This window comes from Microbulbifer maximicatervae (SeqCode) (assembly GCF_052467615.1).
Genome location: NZ_CP174319.1, coordinates 261314 through 280108, shown reverse-complemented (window position 1 = coordinate 280108; position 18795 = coordinate 261314). Strand labels below are relative to the sequence as shown.

Annotated in this window: 16 protein-coding genes; 11 read left to right on the top strand and 5 right to left on the bottom strand. The window is 50.2% G+C overall.

Going from position 1 to position 18795, the window contains the following annotated elements; translation table 11 throughout:
• The first annotated feature begins 186 nt into the window (after nucleotides 1–186).
• The 9 genes from ACJJIM_RS01275 to ACJJIM_RS01235 all read left to right on the top strand — a co-directional run bounded on the left by ACJJIM_RS01275 (nucleotide 187) and on the right by ACJJIM_RS01235 (nucleotide 11287).
• Nucleotides 187–1467 carry an efflux RND transporter periplasmic adaptor subunit gene (locus ACJJIM_RS01275; RefSeq protein WP_444912151.1) on the top strand — a complete coding sequence of 427 codons (1281 nt, stop codon included), beginning with the start codon at nucleotides 187–189 and terminating at the stop codon, nucleotides 1465–1467.
• A gap of 82 nt (nucleotides 1468–1549) precedes the next feature.
• A complete protein-coding gene (locus ACJJIM_RS01270; protein WP_108731860.1) occupies nucleotides 1550–2251 on the top strand; it encodes an ABC transporter ATP-binding protein in 702 nt (233 codons plus the stop codon).
• Nucleotides 2252–2263: 12 nt separating this feature from the next.
• Complete coding sequence (locus ACJJIM_RS01265; protein WP_413664445.1) at nucleotides 2264–3577, top strand: ABC transporter permease; 1314 nt, start codon at nucleotides 2264–2266, stop codon at nucleotides 3575–3577.
• A 9-nt stretch (nucleotides 3578–3586) separates the two neighbouring features.
• The gene (locus ACJJIM_RS01260) at nucleotides 3587–4795 is read left to right on the top strand and encodes an ABC transporter permease (protein WP_444912150.1); all 1209 of its coding nucleotides are present in this window, start codon (nucleotides 3587–3589) and stop codon (nucleotides 4793–4795) included.
• A gap of 134 nt (nucleotides 4796–4929) precedes the next feature.
• The gene (locus ACJJIM_RS01255; protein ID WP_413664443.1) at nucleotides 4930–5469 is read left to right on the top strand and encodes a nuclear transport factor 2 family protein; all 540 of its coding nucleotides are present in this window, start codon (nucleotides 4930–4932) and stop codon (nucleotides 5467–5469) included.
• 102 nt (nucleotides 5470–5571) lie between these two features.
• Nucleotides 5572–6924, top strand: a complete 1353-nt coding sequence (locus tag ACJJIM_RS01250; RefSeq protein WP_413664442.1) for a sigma-54-dependent transcriptional regulator — start codon at nucleotides 5572–5574, stop codon at nucleotides 6922–6924.
• Nucleotides 6924–8249 (top strand): sensor histidine kinase, encoded by a 1326-nt coding sequence (locus ACJJIM_RS01245; protein WP_444912149.1) that lies wholly within the window; start codon nucleotides 6924–6926, stop codon nucleotides 8247–8249. The genes ACJJIM_RS01250 and ACJJIM_RS01245 overlap by 1 nt, the downstream gene beginning before the upstream one ends.
• A 284-nt stretch (nucleotides 8250–8533) precedes the next feature.
• Complete coding sequence (locus ACJJIM_RS01240; protein ID WP_444912148.1) at nucleotides 8534–10846, top strand: immune inhibitor A domain-containing protein; 2313 nt, start codon at nucleotides 8534–8536, stop codon at nucleotides 10844–10846.
• A gap of 156 nt (nucleotides 10847–11002) precedes the next feature.
• Complete coding sequence (locus ACJJIM_RS01235) at nucleotides 11003–11287, top strand: hypothetical protein (RefSeq protein ID WP_413664439.1); 285 nt, start codon at nucleotides 11003–11005, stop codon at nucleotides 11285–11287.
• Here ACJJIM_RS01235 and ACJJIM_RS01230 read toward each other — a convergent pair.
• A complete protein-coding gene (locus ACJJIM_RS01230) occupies nucleotides 11284–12246 on the bottom strand; it encodes an AraC family transcriptional regulator (RefSeq protein ID WP_282934202.1) in 963 nt (320 codons plus the stop codon). The two genes, ACJJIM_RS01235 and ACJJIM_RS01230, sit on opposite strands and share 4 nt — an antisense overlap.
• A gap of 380 nt (nucleotides 12247–12626) precedes the next feature.
• Here ACJJIM_RS01230 and ACJJIM_RS01225 point away from each other — a divergent pair, with 380 nt between their 5' ends.
• Both ACJJIM_RS01225 and ACJJIM_RS01220 read left to right on the top strand, forming a co-directional pair.
• Nucleotides 12627–13769: an efflux RND transporter periplasmic adaptor subunit gene (locus ACJJIM_RS01225; RefSeq protein WP_282934203.1), complete on the top strand. Its 1143-nt coding sequence runs from the start codon at nucleotides 12627–12629 to the stop codon at nucleotides 13767–13769.
• Nucleotides 13770–13868: 99 nt separating this feature from the next.
• Complete coding sequence (locus ACJJIM_RS01220; protein WP_444912147.1) at nucleotides 13869–17060, top strand: efflux RND transporter permease subunit; 3192 nt, start codon at nucleotides 13869–13871, stop codon at nucleotides 17058–17060.
• A 46-nt stretch (nucleotides 17061–17106) separates the two neighbouring features.
• Here the strand turns inward: ACJJIM_RS01220 and ACJJIM_RS01215 are convergent, their stop codons facing one another.
• From ACJJIM_RS01215 to ACJJIM_RS01200, 4 genes are all read right to left on the bottom strand, one after another.
• The gene (locus ACJJIM_RS01215; RefSeq protein WP_282934205.1) at nucleotides 17107–17466 is read right to left on the bottom strand and encodes a hypothetical protein; all 360 of its coding nucleotides are present in this window, start codon (nucleotides 17464–17466) and stop codon (nucleotides 17107–17109) included.
• A 180-nt stretch (nucleotides 17467–17646) separates the two neighbouring features.
• Nucleotides 17647–17940: a hypothetical protein gene (locus tag ACJJIM_RS01210; protein ID WP_413664437.1), complete on the bottom strand. Its 294-nt coding sequence runs from the start codon at nucleotides 17938–17940 to the stop codon at nucleotides 17647–17649.
• Nucleotides 17930–18232, bottom strand: coding sequence for a hypothetical protein (locus tag ACJJIM_RS01205; RefSeq protein WP_282934207.1), 303 nt, complete (start codon nucleotides 18230–18232; stop codon nucleotides 17930–17932). The genes ACJJIM_RS01210 and ACJJIM_RS01205 overlap by 11 nt, the downstream gene beginning before the upstream one ends.
• Nucleotides 18233–18327: 95 nt before the next feature.
• Nucleotides 18328–18600 (bottom strand): hypothetical protein, encoded by a 273-nt coding sequence (locus ACJJIM_RS01200; protein ID WP_413664436.1) that lies wholly within the window; start codon nucleotides 18598–18600, stop codon nucleotides 18328–18330.
• Between the last annotated feature and the right edge of the window lie 195 nt (nucleotides 18601–18795).

The following is an 18795-nucleotide window of genomic DNA, read 5'->3' as shown; positions in this document are numbered from 1 at the left end:
AACAAAAAAACACAAAAAACTAAAAAAGTCTTTTTATATCAACAGGTTAAATAAAATTTAACTGTTGGCATGCTTATTGCGATACCCCTCCTAACAAGCAGATTCTTAGCTCTGAATCCAAATTTCCAAAAGCCTGCATCCAAATAGCAATGACAGGCAAAACAGCAAGAGAAACGGAAAGCCGCAATGATTAGAGATACTTCCGGACAAGATACCAAGATAGAAGCCGTGCCGGTTTGGAAGAACAAAAAGGTCGTCAAAGCCTCGGTATTTGCCGGTTTGACAGTGGCATTCCTGACCTGGGGTATCAACTCCTGGCACAGCAATAGCTCTGTCGACAGCACCCTCTCACTGTCTCAAGTCAATATCGCCCAGGTCCAGCGAGGAGACCTGGTGCGGGATCTGGTGGTTCAGGGCCAAGTGATCGCCGCAAACAGCCCCACACTTTTCAGCCCTGCCCAGGGCATTGTGAAGTTTGCAGTGAAAGCTGGGGATACCGTTGACGAAGGGCAGTTGTTGGCCACCGTCGACAGCCCGGAACTATCCAATCAGCTGGCCCAGGAAAACGCTCAACTCAACCAGCTGACGGTGAACCTGCAGCGCCAAAAAATCCAGGCCAAACGCCAGCATATGGAAAACCAGCAAAAGGCCGACCTGGCCAAAGTCAACCTCACCGCTGCCAAACGAGAATTGAGGCGAGCAGAGTTGTCGATGGAAAAGCAAATTATCTCGCGGCTGGATTTTGAAAAAACCAAGGACGATATGGCCCGCGCCCAGCTGGAGTACGAACAAGCCGTACAAAATGCGGGACTGGAAAAAGAATCACTGACCTTTGAAACCCAGAACCTGGAACTCCAGGTCTCACAACAACGCCTTCAGGTAGAAGAAACTGAGCGCCGAGTGCGCGAGCTGAACATTATCTCACCGGTCAACGGCACCATCGGTAGCTTAGCTGTGGCACAGCGCAGCGCCGTGGGCGCCAATGCGCCACTTATTACAGTTGTCGATCTCACCAGTTTTGAACTCGAGGCCAAAGTGCCGGAAAACTATGCCGACGACCTGGGTATCAGCATGGCCGTGGTAATCAAACTCGGTGGAAAAGAGCTACCAGGGGAAATTACTGCAATCTCCCCCGAGGTTATAAACGGCCAGGTGGTCGCACGGGTTCGTTTCACTGAGGGGCAGCCGAAAAAGCTTCGACAAAATCTCCGCCTCACCGCCCGCATACTGCTGGAAAACCGCAATAACGTGCTACTGGTCAAACGCGGTGGCTTCCTCGATCAAAGCGGTGGCAACCATGCCTTTCGTTTGAACAGCGAACAACAGGCAGAGCGAGTTTCCATCCAGATAGGCGCCTTTGGCTTAAAACAGGTAGAGATTATCTCAGGTCTACAAGAGGGAGACAGAATCATTATCTCCTCTTCCGAGGAACTCGAAAATGCCCAGCTAATTGCGCTGACAGATTAACCCCAAATTCAAATTGGAGCTCAGTAAAGCTCTTTAGTAAATCAATCAATAATTTAAAGTTTAAGAAAAAGGGAATATCGCAATGTTGAAAATGAACAATATCCGTAAAAGTTTCCGTACCGATACTATCGAAACTCATGCGCTGCGCGATTTCAGCCTTGAAGTTAAAGAGGGTGAGTTTGTTTCTGTGACCGGCCCCAGTGGCTCCGGTAAAACCACCTTTCTCAACATCGCCGGCCTACTGGAAACGCCCACCAGTGGAGAGTACCTGCTCGACGGTGAGAATGTTAGTAATCTCAATGACCGCCAGCGCTCACATCTGCGCAACGAAAAAATAGGCTTTATTTTCCAGGGGTTTAACCTGATTCCCGACCTAACTTTATTCGACAATATCGACGTTCCCCTGCGCTATCGTGGTTTCAATGCAAAAGAACGTCGCAAGCGTATTGAAAAAGTGCTCGAGCAGGTAGGCCTTTCTGCACGCGCTAAACACCTGCCGGCACAGCTCTCCGGTGGACAGCAGCAACGTATCGCTATCGCCCGCGCTTTAGCTGGCGAACCCCGTTTTCTACTTGCGGATGAGCCCACCGGTAACCTCGACTCCTTAATGGCCCGCCAGGTAATGGAGCTACTGGAGTTTATTAACGAGTGGGGAACCACCATCGTAATGGTTACCCACGATCCAGAACTCGCACGCCGTGCCCACCGCAACATCCAGATTGTAGATGGACAGGTTTGCGATTTACGTGCGGTCCCCGAGCAGCCTGCTGCCGTTACTGCTTAAGGAGACTGCACCATGTTTGGATACTATATTTCCCTGGCCCTACGAAGTTTGCGCGGAACCCCGATTTTAAGCAGCTTAATGGTTGCCGCTATTGCAGTCGGTGTCGGCGCCTCTATGACGGTGCTGACCCTGAACTACACTATGTCCCAGAATGCTTTAAAGCACAAAGACGACGTTCTCTTTGCCGTACAGCTAGACAGTTGGGATGTTAATAAAGCTTACAAAAGTAAGAATGAAATACCCTGGCAGCTGACCTATCGGGACGCCGAAGCGTTATTGCGCTCAGATATTCCCACCCGCCAAGTTGCCATGCATCGCTACGGTTTTACCGTTGAGATTGAAAATTCTGCTATTAGACCTTTTGAATCACATACCCGGGTAACTACCCGAGACTTTTTCGCTTTGTTCGATGTGCCCTTTATTTATGGTGGCACTTGGGAAAAGTCTGCTGATAGCTCTCCTACTCAAGTAGTTGTGCTTTCCAAGCCGACAAATGACAAGCTTTTCTCTGGTCAAAATAGCGTTGGAAAGACAATAAAACTCAACGACGAACCCTATACGGTAGTGGGCGTTATCGACACTTGGGAGCCCTCACCAAAGGTATATGATGTCAACAACAGCCCGTTTGATACAGTAGAAGAGTTATTCATACCCTTTGGCTTACACCGCAAATTGGAAATTCACAGCTGGGGCAACACCAATGGCTGGGACAATGCCGATCCGCAGGGATATGAAGAGTTTCTACAGAGTGAATATCTCTGGGTTCAATACTGGGTTGAACTTACAACTAGCGAACAAAAAGCACATTACGAAAATTTTCTTCGTGCTTATATTCAGCAAGAGAAAGCTCAAGGACGTTTCGAGCGACCACTAAAGTTTGCCTTGAGTAAGCCATCTGAGTGGTTGGTTCTCAATGAGGTACTCAGCGATGACAACCGCATTCTTGGGTGGGTTTCTTTGGCGTTTCTCCTGGTATGTATTATCAATGCCGTTGCATTATTGTTGGCAAAATTTCTACGCAAAGCACCAGAAGCTGGTGTGCGTCGCGCCTTGGGAGCAAGTAGAAGTGCGATTTTCACCCAGCACTTAATTGAAAGCGCAACCATAGGAATCATCGGCGGAGTAGCAGGTATTTTTCTCGCCATACTCGGCCTTAGCGGCATTCGCTACCTGGCCATGGGCCAAATCGACACACTTCCAACTATGGATTGGGTCATGATGGTTGCGGCTATTGGCCTGGCTATTGTCGCAAGCCTATTGGCAGGTTTCTATCCAGCATTGAAGATCAGTCAAACCAACCCTTCTATCTACCTGAAAACCCAGTAAGGCCTGACCATGCTTGAATTAAAACCGATGCTGTCCGCCCTCTGGCGCAACAAAGTTTCTGCACTGCTGATTGCCCTTCAGCTTGGCTTAACCCTGGCAATTATCAGCAACACAGCAATAATAATCCAAGATAGAGTAGAAAAGATAAACCGGCCCACAGGAATCGATGTCGACAACATTATTACTATTGGGTTCATGGCAATACCAAAAGACTACGACACAATTGGGGCGGTACGAGCCGATTTAGGGATTCTCCGTCAACTTCCAAATGTTGTCGATGCCTCGATCACTCAACAAATCCCTCTATCGCAATCAGGATCGTCTTCGGTATATCACAATAAAGCCAATCAGGAAATCGGCGGAGAAGGAGCCAACTACTATCAAGTTGATCCACACTTTATTAACACCCTCAATTTAAAGTTAGTCGCAGGTCGTAACTTTACCGAGGCCGATATGCAGGCCAGCAACTCTCACGAGGCTACAAAAAAACCTGTTGTCATTATCACCCAGCAACTTGCCGATAAATTCTACCCCAATCAGGATCCTATAGGACGGCCAATTTTCTCCGGTGGTAGCTCTGAACCGATGGAAATAGTCGGAGTTGTAGAACGGCATCTGGGAGCATGGGTTGGATGGTCCAAAGCTGGTAATGTGATGTTTTACCCAGAAATAAAAAATAGGCGTTATGCAAAATATATAGTACGTACAGAGCCGGGTAAACGCGATGAGGTAATGAAGGTGTTAGCTGACAAGCTTTCCGAGCGAGACCCTCAGCGAGTAATCTCTGTTGAGCCACTCTCTAAGTATGTCAAACGCAGCTATGCTATCGACAATATGATGGTTAAAGTACTCTCTATCGTTGCAGCTATGCTGAGCTTTATTGTAGCCCTTGGCATTGTAGGTCTAACCATTTTTTGGATTAACCAAAGGGCCAAGCAAATTGGTGTTAGACGTGCATTAGGGGCCACCCGTACTAATATCAGCCGATATTTCCTTATTGAAAACGGAATGATAGCGAGTCTGGGTATCGCAGTTGGCAGTGCAGCGGCACTGATTGCCAATCAATATATGGTTCGCGATTACTCACAGCCTACTTTAACAATTGTACCTCTAGTTATTTGTGCGCTACTGGTTCTCTTAGTCAGCCTTGTAGCTGCACTTGCCCCAGCACTACGAGCAGCCAATATATCGCCGGCGACAGCCACCCGAAGTATTTAAACAACAACCTTTAGGGGGTGAGCTAATTGCTCGCCCCCAAGATAAGGTAAAAGTTTTCCTCATTCATTTTCATGGTTTATCTGCCACATTCGGTCGACATACCCCCCAGCAAAAAAACAATAGGGACATTGATCTTGTTTAAAAAAATATCTTCTTTATTTTTTGTGGGGCTAACCTTCATTAGCCCAAACTTACAAGCTGAAAAACATCCGGTTATTGCTGGTCCACTAGTAACTGAAGAACTAGTACAACAAATTACTAGAGCCGACCAACGCTTATTTGATGCATTATTCAATAATTGTGATCTAAGAGAAGCACAAAACCTGGTGACCGATGACTTTGAAATGTACCATGACAAGTGGGGTCAAACAGCAAAGTCTGGAGAAGAGTTTGTCAAGGCCATTACCAATATGTGTAAACAGCGTGAAAATGGAAGTGGTATTCGTGCACGTCGTGAACTGGTAATCGAGAGCACTAAAATCTACCCTGTTAACCATTACGGTGCTATTCAGTCAGGCACCCATCGATTTTATGGCATCAATGACGACAAATCTGAGATCTTACGGGAAAGTTCACAGTTTACTCACCTCTGGAAACAGGTAGATGGAAAGTGGCAGCTCGCGAGGGTACTCAGCTTCGACCATAAACCTGCTGAGCAACACATCGTCCACTAACTCTCCCTAATCTATTTGTGGCAGGGAAAACCTGCCACAAGCATTCCCCCTCGCCATCAACACATTGCATAATAGGCGCCTTAATAGCGTGTCTTAGAAACTATGGACAAAGTACTTATTATTGACGACAACAGCAGTATCGTTTCCGCCCTGGAGATCCTGTTGTCTCTGCATGACTTGCAGCCACTTTGTGCGATTACTCCTCAAGCCGGCTTACAGCTACTACGAGAGAACAGCGATGTCAGCCTGGTTATCCAGGATATGAATTTCACCGCTGACACAACTTCTGGAGAAGAAGGCAAAGAACTGTTCTTCGCGATTCGGGAAATAAATCCGGACCTTCCGATTATCCTGCTGACAGCTTGGACTCAGCTGGAAATGGCCGTCGAGTTAGTCAGAGCTGGTGCTGCTGATTACCTGGGTAAGCCCTGGGATGACAATAAACTAATATCCACAATTAACAATTTATTGGAACTGGGAGAACTACAAAAGCGCCAGCAGGCATCCCAGCAACAAGCTTTGAATGCTCGCAGCCAATTACGGGAGGACTTTCTACTACAAGACATAATTTACCGCAGCGATAAAATGCAAAAGCTGTTGGAGATGGCCACTCAAGTAGCGAAATCTGAAGTTCCCATCCTGATCACAGGGCCAAATGGGGCCGGCAAAGAGAAGATTGCTGAGATTGTCCAGGCGAACTCTTCATCTAAAGAAGGGCCTTTTATTAAAGTTAATGTGGGTGCACTGCCGGAAGATCTGATGGAAGCAGAGCTGTTCGGAGCCGAACCTGGAGCCTATACCGGCGCCAGCAATCGGGCACGGGAGGGCAGGTTTGAGGCCGCCGATGGCGGCACCCTGTTCCTCGATGAAATTGGCGAGCTATCACCCAGCGGTCAGGTGAAACTACTGCGTGTACTACAAACCGGGGAATTCCAACGTTTAGGCAGCAGCCAAACCCGCAAAACCAAAGTTCGGGTAATCAGTGCTACCAATAGAGATCTCCACAAGGCTATCGAGGAAGGCAAGTTTCGCCAGGATTTATTTTATCGACTCAATGTTATAGAACTGCGCCTCCCACCACTGCATGAGCGCCCTGAAGACATCCCTCCCCTCGCGATGAGCTTCCTCGCAGAAAGTGGCAACTCAAAAAAGCTATCTCCTCAAGCGTTAAACGCCCTTACTCGCTATCATTGGCCCGGCAATGTGCGAGAACTTCAAAATGTTATGCAGCGAGCGGCCGTCCTTAGTCAGGAGGATACCATCGATGAAGCCGTCCTGGCACTTCCTGAGCAAACACCATCCGATAAAGTGGAAGTGAGTTTCGAGCCCAGTCGTGAGCTGCTACAAGAGACACTATCCAACTGCAATGGAATTATTGCCCAGGCTGCACGAGAACTCGGTATGAGCCGCCAAGCGCTATACCGCCGCCTGGAAAAACACGGTATACCCTATTGATGTCGAAATATTTTTCACTTGAAGGCCGCCTTATTGCAACAGCGGCCATTCCCTTAGTCGCTGGTGTTACCATATCCTGGCTCGGCATTCGGGCTGGCTTTAACCCATCACTCGCCTGGTCAGCGGGACTCATCATTTCATTGCCGTTATTAATTGTACTGATTCGCCTTATACTTGCCCCCCTAACTAGCACCCTAAAATCACTACAAAATGGCCTGCTAAATTTTCGTGACGGCGACTTCTCAATCTCCCTCGTACACCCCAAGGATAGTGAACTCCGGCAAATAACAATTCTCTATAACGAGATTGGGGAACACTTGCGTAAGGAACGTGCCCATATTTATCAACGGGAACTCCTCTTGGATACAGTTATCCAAACATCACCCCAAGCTCTTCTACTAGTGGATCAAAACGATCGCATTATTTATTCAAACAGTAGTGCCAAGCAACTTCTTAACAATGGAAGACCAATACAAGGACTACTTTTACCGAAGCTTTTATCCAAGAGCCCCAATGAAATAGCCAGCGCCATTAATAGTTGGAAGAATGGAATTTTTAATTATACCGATATCAATGGCCCCCACTCCATGCATATCGGAAACAGCTCTTTTGTTTTAAACACACAAAAACATCGACTAATCGTTTTACGCGAAATGACTCGTGAGCTGACCCGTGCGGAGGTAGAAGTTTGGAAAAAAGTTATCCGCTTAATCAGCCATGAACTGAATAACTCTCTAGCTCCAATTTCATCGCTCGCACACTCTGGAAAAATGTTGGTAACAAAGCCTGGCAAAGAGCAGGCTTTGGAAAAGGTTTTCGATATTATCGCAGACCGCTGCAAGCATCTGACAGAGTTCACTCAGGGATACGCCTCTTTTGCCAAACTGCCCGCTCCAAGCTGTGAGACTATTAGCTGGCAGGAGCTAGTCAATCGCATAATGCCAATTCAAGCCTTCTCCCTAAAGGGAAGCCTGCCAGACGAACCCGGTTACTTTGACCCCGTCCAAATAGAGCAAGCCCTACTAAATCTAATTAAGAATTCACGAGAAGCTGGAAGCGATAGCAAAGATATTGAACTTGAAGTTAGTACAGACAGTTTTGGGCAAAAGCTAGTACTCTCCGACCGAGGCTGCGGGATGAGTGAGAAAGTACTTGAGCAGGCACTACTCCCTTTCTTCTCAACAAAAGAGCAAGGCGTGGGTTTGGGATTAGCTCTATGTAGAGAAATCATTGATGCGCATGATGGGCATATTCAGCTTTTGAATCGTCCCAATGGAGGGTTGCAAATCTGTCTCTGGCTGCCATGGAAAAACAATAAAAATTAGATGTACAACAAGTTATGCTACAGAAGCCACCCAGATAAGGAAATAATTCCCAATAACATCATTAGGAAAATTTATCAGCGATCAAATTAACATCACACTTTAGTTTAAAATTATGCAAAATCCCCATAAATTTATTGCTACCTAATCATCCTGAAACGTCACCCCTCTGTAGCTAATAATAAAAAACCTGAGCTGCCATAACTCGAAATCTGACTATTTAAGTAAATTTTATTTATGTCTAATTTCGAAACTTAAAATCATCTCGGAACGCATAAGAAGGGATCATGCTAAAAATAAATAGTTTGCTCTCCGCCAGCACACTTGCACTGAGCCTGATGGCAGCCAATGCCCAGGCGATTAATTCACATCAAAAAGGTGGTGATCAAGTTGACTTGGTCATTGCCAATGAAGCCAAATTAATTGATATGCTCAAGCGCTCTGGGCGCATCAGCCAAGATGCCTCTATTGCAGAAGCTGAACGCACTTTAAGGGCTTACTTAAAAGAGCGGGCCACCCATAGCATTAATGGGGCTCAAGATCTTTCCAGCGATACCGTAACGATGATGCGCGATGCCAGAGGAAGACATCACCCCCGGCTTAAAAGGGGCAAAGGTTCCCTTCACCGCAACCATGGCAGCCGCCACCCTAGAAACATTCAACTAGAGAGCTACGACGGTGAAGCCCAAACTGCACGGGTTCTCGCTATTTTGATGGAGTTCCCCGATTTTCCCCATAACAGCATCGAGCCCGGGGAAAGTGATATGTACTACGCGGATTACGCCGCTGAACATTACGCTGACTTACTTTTCTCCCAAAACGGCTTTGAAGGCCCCAGCGGGGAAAACATGCTATCCATGCAACAGTTTTACTGGCAGCAATCCGGTAACAGCTACTCTGTTGAAGGCTCTGTAGCAGGTTGGTATATGGCCAGCCAACCAGCCGCTTATTACGGCAATAACACTGATGGTGATGCTCGCTCCCTAATTCGTGAGGCCCTGGAAGCTGCAGCTGCCGACCCCACAGTAAACCTGTCAGATTTTGATATTGAAGACCGTTACGACTTGGATGGCGATGGCGATTTTTGGGAAGCAGATGGTTTGGTAGACCACATCATGATCTTCCACTCCTCGGTTGGTGAAGAAGCAGGTGGCGGGCAACTGGGTGAAGACGCTATTTGGTCTCACCGTTGGAACCTTGGCAGCGTCTATTCACTTGAAGGAACTACTGCGGAGGTAGATTACTGGGGCGGCACTATGGCTGCTTATGATTACACCATTCAGCCGGCGGACGCCGCTGCAGGGGTTGTCAGCCATGAATATGGCCATGATTTGGGCTTGCCCGATGAATACGATACCGATGGTAGCGGTCGCGGTGAACCCGTCTCCTCCTGGTCCATTATGTCCAGTGGTAGCTGGGCCGGTATTATTCCGGGTTCAGAGCCCACCGGCTTCTCTGCCTATGCCAAGGAATACCTGCAACACAACCATGGTGGTAACTGGCTTCATGGTGAAACTATTGCACTAGATGAAATTCCTCGCCGCGGTATCGAGTTGCTACTCGATGAAGCGGTTAATAAGGGGACCAATAACGATGCAGTACGAATTGACCTACCAGCAAAACAAGAAATAGTTACCGAACCCAGCAGTGGAGAATACGCCTACTTCAGCGGTAGCGGCAACAACCTGCAAAACTCTATGACAATATCTGTTGATCTGAGCAATGCAGAAACAGCAAGCCTCTCTTTCAAAGCTTGGTACGACATTGAGCTGGATTGGGATTACGCCGCGATCATGGTAGATTCCGGTGATGGCTTTGTCTCCATTCCTGGTTCAGTAACTACAGATACCAACCCCAACGGCACCAACCCAGGTAATGGTATTACTGGTAGCTCCGAGGGCTGGATTGACGTTACATTCGATCTAAGCGCTTACGCCGGGCAAGAAATTAGCCTTTCACTTGCCTATATTACTGATGGCGCCGTAGCGAATTCAGGTCTTTTTGCCGATGACATCAGCATCGAAATTGATGACACAACATTCCTTTTCGATGATGCTGAAACTGATGGCAACTTTAGCCTTGCAGGCTTTAGCCGAAACCCAGGCTATCTCGAGCACGATCACTACTACTTACTCGAATGGCGTACGCATCGCGGCGTTGATGCCGGATTGGCACATGTGAATGTAGCCGGCGAGATGCTCACTTTCACAGAAGGCCTCTTGGTTTGGTACGTAGATTCCAGCTACGATAATAACTGGGTTGGCGTACACCCAGGAAACGGCTTCCTCGGAGTTGTTGATGCCGACCAAAATGTATTGAGATGGAGTGATGATTCCGTTGCCAGTACCCGCTATCAGGTTCACGATGCCACATTTAACATCGAAAGAGCCGACGACATGGTTCTGGATTTACTCGAGGACTACGGCATACTCTTAAGTGACACTCACAACCGCCGCTACCCATTGTTTAATGACACCCGGAGCTATAGCAGCGAAGAAATACCAGATGCCGGCCGCGCTATCACACCTTACGGCTTAAAGGTTCGGGTCGTATCTCGCAGCGGAGATAAATCTGTAGCTAAAATACGCGTAACCAAGTAAAGAAGTAAAAACAGACGGCGCCTACATGGCGCCGTCTCCAATTTAACAAATAGAATAAGATTACCGCTTAAAACAAAGCCTTTAATTTGAGCAAAACTCCCTTCTCCAGCTAACCTGAATGCCAGAAACTTATTTTCATCATTCAGGCGTTCATTTATGGAAAAGCCTCTAGACAACTCCCGTCGCCACTTTCTTAAGCTTTCAGGGACATCGCTACTTTTAATTCCTGCCACATTTATTGCAACACCCTCAGCTCAGGCCCAAATCAAAGCGCAAAAAGACAAGGTAAATTACCAGGATACTCCCAAGGATGGGAAAAAGTGCGTGGACTGTCAGCTGTTTGAGCCCCCCAATGCCTGCCTGGTTGTGGAGGGCGATATCAGTCCCGAAGGGTGGTGTAGCTTATTTGTTCTGAAGCAGGGCAACCCAGTTTCAAATTAAGCTGGGACCCGTTGTTCACCGCGCAATTTAATCACGTCCGCGCGGGGCGGAAGACCAAACATGCGGCTGTATTCACGGCTGAAATGAGAGGGGCTCTCATAGCCAACCCGATAGCTGGCGGAAGCCGCTTCCAGCCCCTCGGTCAACATTAGGCGTCGCGCCTCATGTAAGCGCAGCTTTTTCTGGAATTGCAACGGGGACATGCGGGTGATCTGCTTAAAGCTGTGATATAGGGATGACTCACTCATATTGGCCTGGTCGGCCAAGTCACTGATACGCAGCGGTTCTGAGAAGCGGTCTTTCAGCACCTCAATCACGCGGGATACCCGGTTCGCCTGGCTATCTACCATGGCAAACTTGCGCATCCGCGCGCCAATCTCCCCCATCAGGGCGCGATAGATAATTTCACGCCGAGCTAATGGCGCCAGTATCGGGACATCTTTAGGGCTATCCAGCAAGGAGACCAGCCGGTTTAGCGCATCGAGCATACCGTAATCCATTTTGGTCAGGCACAGGCCGCAGCTGACTTCGGGACAGTCGTAGCCAGCCTCCACACCCGGCGCCTTATCACCCAGCTCCATAACCAGGTCTGCCACCTCTTGTGGATCGATCGTTATCTTTACGCCGAGAAACGGAGTATCCAGGGAAGCGTCTTCAACACGTCCCAGGATCGGTAAGTGCACTGAGGTTGCCACATAGCTCAGCGGCATATAGGAAATTTCCCGGTCTCCCAGCTCCAAGGTCTTGCGGCCTTGAATAATAAAATTCAGGGACGGTGTATACACCGATGCCGCACAGGCTCCCGGCTCGTTGCAGCGAATCAGGGAGAGACCACCCAGTACTGTTTCATTTAATCCCTGTTCCGGTGCCTGACGCATCAGGGAGGCAATCAGTTTCTGCCGTATCGACTCCATATCCATGGCGACAGAGTTGAATTCCGCTCTTTTTTCAATGCTCATATGCTCCCCTTGTGCCCGCTAACAATTCCAAGACTCAACACGAAGTGGCACAGAGTATACGGAGTTTTAGGCAATTTCCGTGTAGTTTTGCAGGATTGGGCAATTACTGTGCAGTAATAGGTAACCATAACCGATTAATAGCCTTACAGTCGCTGTAATATCTTAATCACTTTTTGCGATAACTAGTTATATATCCAGTTCTTTACACGTCCTCCAGAATGTGATCCTTCCAACCCAAAAGCACGCCTTAAGTAGAAATAGGCAATCAATTAACAGTTCCCGGATACCGCAACCAACTTGGCCACCGCTAGAGTTGCGCCCTTACTGGGAGAAGCACCCAATAGCCCTTCCCCCTCCGTAGCAAAGGGAGTACACGCGTAATGGTAAGAAAATTAACGACGGTTTTATTCGGCGTATCTGCACTGGTACTCGCTGGCTGCAACAGTGACGCACCCAGCGGCCAACAGCCGCCTCCCCCAGCCGTGGAGGTCGCCCAGGTATCTGCAGGAAATACGACCTTGTGGCGCAGCTTTACCGGCCGTGTGGCAGCCCCAGAAACCGTTGAACTGCGCCCACGGGTTAGCGGTTATATCGACAAGGTTTCATTTGCCGAGGGAACTCTGGTCAAACAGGGCGATGTCCTGTTCACCATTGACCCCCGCCCTTACCAGGCCCGCGAACGCGCCGCCCGCGCAGACCTGGCTCGGGTTCGCAGCGACCTCTCCTATAGCGAGAAGCAAGCCGGCCGGGCAAAACAGCTACTTAACAGCAAAGCCATCTCCCGCGAAGAATACGATCGGCGTATCGCTTCGCGAGATTCGGCCCGAGCGGCCCTCAGCGCCGCCGAGGCAGCGCTGGAAAATGCCCAGTTGGACCTTCAATACACTGAAGTTAAAGCACCAATAAGTGGCCGAGTAAGCCGCGCCCTGGTTACTCAAGGCAATCTCGCCAATGCCGACAGCACCCTGCTGACAACGCTGGTCTCTGTCGACCCAATGTACGTGTATTTCGAAAGTGACGAACAGACTTTCGCTAAGGGCCGCGACTTGCTTAATAGCGGGCAAAAACCTGCTGTGCGCGTAGGTCTCGCCGGTGAGCAAGGCTATCCACACAGTGGAGAGTTGGACTTTATTGATAACCGCTTGAACAGCCATACCGGCACTATTCAGTTCCGCGCTGTGGTTAACAACAGGGACGGCTTTTTCAGACCGGGGCAATTTGCCCGGGTGGAAATGCCAATTGAAGAGGTTTCACAGGCAGTTTTAATCAATAGCAAAGCGGTTCTTACCGATCAGGACCGCCGGTATGTTTACATCGTCAACGACAGTAATGTCACCGAAAAGCGCCCCGTGGTCGCTGGCCAACGCCAAGGTGACCTCGTTGTTATCCGCAGCGGCCTGGAGCCCGGCGAGAAAATTGTGGTGAATGGCCTGCAAAAGATTTTCTTCCCGGGCATGCCCGTCGCACCGGAAATGGTGGCCATGCAGGAGCAGGTAAAGGCGACCCAAGTCGCCGGCCACTAAACAAAGAGCAAGGGGCTTGCCGAAGTGAGCCCATACATTCAGCTAATCCTATCAATGGAATCCGAGCGGCTGACTAAGTCGCTCTCGGAGTAGCAGTATATGAATTTTTCCCGTTTCTTTGTCGACAGACCGATATTTGCATCCGTGTTGTCGATCATTATTTTCGTCGTCGGCCTGATCAGTATTCCCTCACTGCCGGTCAGCGAATATCCCGAAGTTGTCCCCCCCAGCGTGCAAGTGAGTGCTCGCTATCCTGGCGCTAACCCTAAGACGATCTCAGAAACTGTAGCCACGCCGCTGGAAGAAGCGATTAACGGCGTGGAAAATATGATCTACATGAAGTCAGTGGCTGGTAGTGACGGCACCCTGACTTTGAACGTGACCTTTGAGTTGGGCACAGACCCGGATCAAGCCCAGGTACAGGTGCAAAACCGGGTGTCCCAGGCCTTGCCGCGCCTGCCCGAAGATGTCCGCCTGCAAGGTGTTACTACCCAGAAGCAGTCGCCAAACCTGATGATGGCGGTGCACCTGATTTCACCGGACGACAGCCTCGACGCTACCTATATTCGCAACTACGCCGTACTGCATATTCGCGATGAGCTATCGCGCATTCCCGGCGTAGGCCTCGCCGCCGTATTCGGTTCCGGTGACTACGCCATGCGCTTGTGGGTGGACCCGCAGAAAGCCGCCGCCGTAGGCATTACTGCTGCCGATATTGTCAGTGCCGTGCGTGAGCAGAACGTACAGGTTTCCGCCGGCCAGATCGGTGCCTCCCCCATGCCGAACGGCTCCGACTTCCTGATTTCCATTAACGCCAAAGGCCGCCTGGAAAGTGAAGAGGAGTTTGGCGATGTTGTACTCAAGACCGGCAATAATGGTGAGATCACCCGCCTGAGAGATGTGGCTCGTGTAGAGCTGGCCTCTTCCCAGGACTCCCTGCGCGCCCTGCTCAACGGCCGCCAGGCTGTCGCCATCCCTATTTTCCAATCCCCCGGCTCCAATTCATTGGAAGTTTCTGCGGCGGTACGGGAGAAAATGGCTGAACTGGATGACCAGTTCCCGGAAGGCCTCAAGTGGGAAGTCGCTTACGACCCCACGGTTTTTGTTAGCACCTCCATCAGCTCAGTGATCAAGACCCTACTGGAAGCTGTACTACTCGTGGTTCTGGTAGTTATCCTGTTCCTGCAAACCTGGCGCGCCTCACTGATCCCGCTGTTGGCCGTGCCGGTATCTATTGTCGGCACCTTTGCGGTGCTGTTAATGCTGGGCTTCTCAATCAACACCCTAACCCTGTTCGCCATGGTGCTGGCCATCGGTATTGTGGTGGATGACGCCATTGTGGTGGTGGAAAACGTCGAGCGGAATATCGAGGAGGGACTGACGCCTTTAGCCGCTGCCCACCAGGCCATGCGCGAGGTGAGCGGTCCGATTGTCGCGATCAGCCTGGTACTCTGCGCGGTGTTTGTGCCCATGGCATTCCTGGACGGCATCACCGGCCAGTTCTACCGCCAGTTTGCCACCACTATTGCCATCGCCACCATTATCTCCGCGATCAACTCTCTGACTCTATCTCCGGCTCTGGCGGCAACTCTGTTGAAGCCTCACGGCGCCAAACCGGATATGCCCGCGCGCATTATTGAGCGTTTGTTCGGCTGGATATTCCGCCCGTTCAACCGCTTCTTCCAGCGCAATTCCGAGCGCTACCAGCGAATCGTGGGTGGCAGCCTCAAGCGTCGCGGTATCGTATTTGGTGTTTACCTGATATTGCTTGGCGGTACTTTCGCCCTGTTCCAACAGGTGCCCGGCGGCTTTATTCCAGTTCAGGATAAGACTTACCTGGTGGGCAGTATCCGCCTGCCGGAAGGTGCTTCTCTGGACCGCACCGAGGAAGTTGCTCGCAGCGTGAGTGAATTGGCCCTGGAAACCGAAGGTGTTGCCAACGCCGCGGCCTTTGTCGGCTTCAATGCCCTGCAAGGTACCAACACCCCCAACGTGGGCACGGTATTTATCCTGTTCGACGATTTCGATGAACGTGAGCGCAGTGCCCAGGAAATCGCTGCGGAGCTAAATGGCAAGATCTCACAGATCAAGGAAGGCTTTGCCATGACCTTTATGCCGCCGCCCATCTTCGGTCTGGGTGCCGGCTCCGGCTACTCGCTCTATGTTCAGGACCGTCGCGGTGCCGGCTACGGTGAGCTGCAAAACGCCACCAATATGTTGGCGGGCGCCCTGAGCCAAGCCAGTGGCCTCAGCTACCCCTTCAGCTCCTACCAGGCCAATGTGCCGCAGATGGACGCGGAAGTGGATCGACTACAGGCCAAGGCTCAAGGTGTGCGCATGGACGACTTGTTCGGCACCCTGCAGCTCTACTTCGGCTCTATGTATATCAACGACTTCAACCTTTTCGGTCGCACCTACCAGGTCGTTGCCCAGGCTGATGCACCCTTCCGCGATGAAGTGCAGGATCTCGATAATCTCTACACTCGCAATATGAATGGGGAGATGGTGCCCATCAGCACCATGGTGACCCTGCGCCAGAGTTACGGACCCGATCCGGTGATCCGCTACAACGGCTATCCCGCAGCCGACCTGATGGGGCAGTCCGATCCCAGCATGCTGTCCTCTTCCGAGGCACTGGCAGCGGTTGAGCAGGTTGCCAGCCAAGCCCTGCCACCGGGCATGCAAATCCAATGGACCGACCTCAGCTTCCAGCAGGTCAACCAGGGCAATGCCGCCATGGTGGTTTTCCCTCTCGCAGTATTACTGGTATTCCTGGTGCTGGCCGCCCTCTATGAAAGCTGGGTAATGCCACTGGCGGTGATCCTGATCGTGCCCATGTGTCTGCTGGCTGCACTATTCGGTGTCTGGGCTACTGGCGGCGACAACAATGTATTTGTTCAAGTCGGGCTGGTTGTACTGATGGGGCTCGCTTGTAAGAACGCTATTTTAATCGTGGAATTTGCTCGCGAACTGGAAATGGAAGGCAAAGGCACTGTCGAGGCTGCACTGGAAGCCTGCCGCCTGCGTCTGCGCCCGATCATTATGACCTCAGTCGCCTTTATTGCCGGTGTTGTACCACTGGTATTGGCCGGCGGCGCTGGCGCTGAGGTCCGCAATGCCATGGGCATTACCGTATTTACCGGCATGATCGGTGTAACCCTGTTTGGCCTGTTCCTCACTCCGGTATTTTATGTTGCCCTGCGCAAGATTGCCGGCGGCAAACTATCAGCTGCCCGCACTACAGATAGCCAGAAGAGTAACTTACCTCTGGAGCAAGTAGCTAACACTTAACCCCGCTTAGCCCGGGCGCATAAATGCTGTGCGTCCGGGCTTTTTTCTATTTGCGCGTTTCCTTTTTCCAGCGGGCTCTCGGAAATAAAATTACATAAACCCGAATCAATAACCCCATGGGTACACAAAAAATAATAACGATCACCCCCAGAATGGCTCGCATATAGTCACTGCCCTCTTCGTGTTTCTCAGCGCGATCCCACAGATAAGACTGGTAACAGTGATCCGGCCCATCTATTGGCATCAAGGTGTAATTAATCACCCGCTCCAAAAATCTCCAATAGTGGCGAAAACGGGTTTCCGTCACTCTGGAAAAATACCCACAGCGTGCCGATATTGTTGCATCGGGATTACCACCGGCAATAGCATTTCCCAGCTGATCCACTGCGACAATTACATTTCGCATCCAGCTTCTATTGGCACCCCTCATTATTAAACCTGTTTAAATCGGCATCCCAAAATAAAACGATCCAGTCTTAATTTTTACTCCACTCAGGAAAAAACAATGGAGTCAAAATAAACTGCGTGCCCCCATACCACCATTTCGCACCGGCTCAAAAAGCGGCACTAGCGGAAAATTACTTGGTCAGTAGAAACTGTAACTCAACTCAAATGGTGAATAAGGTCCTTCACACCAATCACCGGTGTCCAGTTGATAGCAGTGCACACCCTCGGCAATACAGTTGTCGAGACTTCCCATATAGGGATCACCGGCCAGACAAAAACGCGGGAATGCTGTAAGTTCATCCGGTGGCACCGGAGTAGTTTTGTAGGTGTAGTAAGTTGCCGTGCCGGTTAAGTCATAACCGAAACCGTCAGCCACGCAGCCCGCCAGGGACTGCGCTACAAGAATAAGAAAAAAAACAACGCTAATTTTCATAGGAAATACAACGCCTTCCACCGGAAATATCAAAACAACGGGCACTGGGTGGACAAATAGAACCCGGCGCCAGCTCCTCAGAATCTCCCGGGCAGCTTGTTGGAGACGCAGGCGCATCTGGCACATGGGAGGAATGAGAGGAGTGAGAAGAGGGGTAACCCCGGTATTCCGCATGGCGGGGAATTGGCGGGCTTACGGGATAAACCACTTGATTGCGCGTATCGGGGGTTCCACAACCCTCAAGGAATACACCCATCGACAAGGCAGAAATAAATATCGCAAACTTTTGCATGGTAGCGCTCCGTATCAGCACCGCGCGGACAGAATCCACGCACTTTTAGATCCGGCTATTTCGCAACAGCTCCACACTGGGCTCGGCTACTGTCGTTAGTAAACCCGCAATATAGGGAAAAACCAGGCCATGGAGTCCTGCAAGCTATCTACGCAATCCGCCGCCTCGCATTCGCTTTTGGCGGTAAGGGGTTGTGGGTATTTTGTGTGGTTACTGCCGACTTCCACAAAGCTGGCGCTTTGTCCGGCAGCCTCTGCCTCATAAAAGAAAGGGTCTTCACCCTCCACTTCTTCCGCAGGCAAAAACAAGCAGCCCTGCATCGCAAATACCGCCACAAGCGGCAACGCGAATTTCCTTGTAGGTCCCATAATCCGACACCTCACATTTTCAGTGCTGCGATGATAGTAGCCTCTCTGTGAGTCTAGCTGCCGAGGCATTAGCAGCCAGCAACCCAGAATCGATTTGCGCGTAAATCATCTTGTTGATGTTTTTCGCGGCGAATATTTCATTTCCACTTAAAGGCTAACTTACTTATATGGAATGTACGGAGTTATTCAGAGGCT